General features: G+C 61.9%; 2 protein-coding genes and 2 pseudogenes. 1 reads left to right on the top strand and 3 read right to left on the bottom strand.

The features are described from left to right. On the bottom strand, nt 1-161 hold a 161-nt coding region (locus tag E1N52_RS43540), incomplete at its 3' end, for a helix-turn-helix domain-containing protein (protein WP_246089378.1). 119 nt (nt 162-280) lie between these two features. Here E1N52_RS43540 and E1N52_RS43535 point away from each other — a divergent pair. Further along, nucleotides 281-1,169, top strand: a pseudogene (locus E1N52_RS43535) (IS5 family transposase). Between the two features lie 152 nt (nt 1,170-1,321). Here the strand turns inward: E1N52_RS43535 and E1N52_RS43530 are convergent. Both E1N52_RS43530 and E1N52_RS43525 read right to left on the bottom strand, forming a co-directional pair. Next, entirely contained in the window at nt 1,322-1,621 is a 300-nt protein-coding gene (locus tag E1N52_RS43530; RefSeq protein WP_133191238.1) for a hypothetical protein, read from the bottom strand. A gap of 5 nt (nt 1,622-1,626) precedes the next feature. Then, nucleotides 1,627-1,876 (bottom strand): annotated as a pseudogene (locus tag E1N52_RS43525) (IS5/IS1182 family transposase); the annotation flags it as partial.

Raw genomic sequence — 1,876 nt, 5'->3', positions numbered from 1 at the left:
GGCACCGTGGGGGAATTTGCCTGCGCCGCCGCGAATTGCTCCTGGTACTTACGGATCGTCTTCCGGTCAACGCCCGTAATCCGGGCGATCTCCCGCTGACGTTTGCCCGCTGCGACGAGCGTGGCGATGGTTGTTTGCAGATGCGGCTTCAAGACATTCACTCCAACAACCCCTCTTCTTCATTCGAGGGGTGCAAGGTAACGTCCTGCCAGACCGCGCCAGCATCATGCTCCGCGTGTCTCTAGGTGGGGGATTTTGAGGTGCCCACAGGTGGGGGAATTTGCCCGCCCATCGGGGCAACGCTGGCCTCATTGCTCGAGGGGACGTGACGGTTTAGATCGACCCAAGCCTGTTCGCGGCGCCCCCCCGAGCTGGACGTACGTGCCCGTGGCCGCCCCTGCGTCTACCCGGATGCGCTCGTGCAGATGTTGCTCGGCCTCAAGCAGGTCTTTCGCCTGCCACTGCGCGCACTCCAAGGGTTCGCGCTCAGCCTGGGCAGCTTGCCTTCCCCGGCTTGCCGGTGCCGCCGCGCGCAGACCCTGAAGGTCGCGCTGCCAGTGCTGCACACCGGCGAGCCGTTGCACCTCGTCGTCGATAGTACTGGACTGAAGGTCTACGGCGAAGGCGAGTGGAAGGTCCGTAAACACGGCTGGTCCAAGCGCCGCACCTGGCGCAAGGTCCATCTGACGATGGACGCGAACACCGGCCAGATTTGCGCCGCGCTGATGACGCATCAGGACGAGGGAGATGGCGAAGTGCTGCCCGATTTGCTCGACCAGATTCCCGCTGACGTGGCGATCGACACCGCTGGTGGCGACGGCGCCTACAACACCAGGCCGTGCCACGCGCAGATTGCCGCGCGCGCCGCTACGCCGTCTATTCCACCACGCGAGGACGCAATGCCCTGGCCTGACAGCACGCCCGGTGCGGCGTGGCGCAATGCGGCCATCGATGCAATCGCCCAGAGCAGCAGGAGCGAATGGAAGCAAGAGAGCGGCTACCACCGGCGCTCGCTTGCAGAGACCCTGATGTACCGCCTCAAGATACTCACGGGCCCCTGCCTGTGGGCGCGCGCGATCGGCTCCCAGGCGACCGAGGTATCGATTCGTGCAGGCGTGCTCAACCGCATGGCGGCGCTCGGCCGCCCGCAGTCCGTTCGTATCGCCTGAGGTTGAAAACATGGAGGCCACTTCGTCCCTATGCTCGATTTATGCAACAACGCCGCCTCGAGTACACCACTTAACTGGTCCCATAGAGGACGCCTTACAAGCGATCGTCGGTTCTTTCGTACCTCGCCATCCGCTCAATTTATGATGTAGGACTATATCGGTGCGGCAGCCAGGAAAATCAAATCGTTAAATGCCAGCTGTCGTTTCTCGCGTGTCCCAGTGCCCAGATGTCCCTGAGAGACGAACTCGCCGCTGTGGGTTTCGTGCCACGCCAACCCCACTGTGGCGGTATAGGAATGACGGTCGACCGCGATCAGATTGCCGTCGTGTCGTAGAAGAGCAGGGTCGGTGAACAGTGTGGCAATCAACTCTTGCAACAAATCCGTTGTGGCTGAATGCCGCCAGTACTTAGTCGCCCCTGAACAATTCGTTTTGGCCGTCATCGGCAACATCGGCGTCAGCGGGCGGATGCTCTCTGATCGACAGCGAAGAACAGGGCGATGAGAACAAGGGCGTAAAAAAGCCGCAGCTTCCTCAGGATCATCCGCAGGTTGTGACCGGCGCCGCATAGCACAGCGTGCATCGCGTCACCGAGCGCTCCCTTCAGCCAGTTCCGATCGAGTTTGCCATCTGTCTTCATGTGGCCGATGGCTGGCTCGATCGCACTGCGCCGTCTGATCATCGCTCGTAGTCTCCGCGTGATGCCT

This window comes from Paraburkholderia guartelaensis, assembly GCF_004353905.1.
Taxonomy (GTDB): domain Bacteria; phylum Pseudomonadota; class Gammaproteobacteria; order Burkholderiales; family Burkholderiaceae; genus Paraburkholderia; species Paraburkholderia guartelaensis.
The sequence above is the reverse complement of the archived record's forward strand: the minus strand, read 5'-3'. Positions and strand labels throughout refer to the sequence as shown.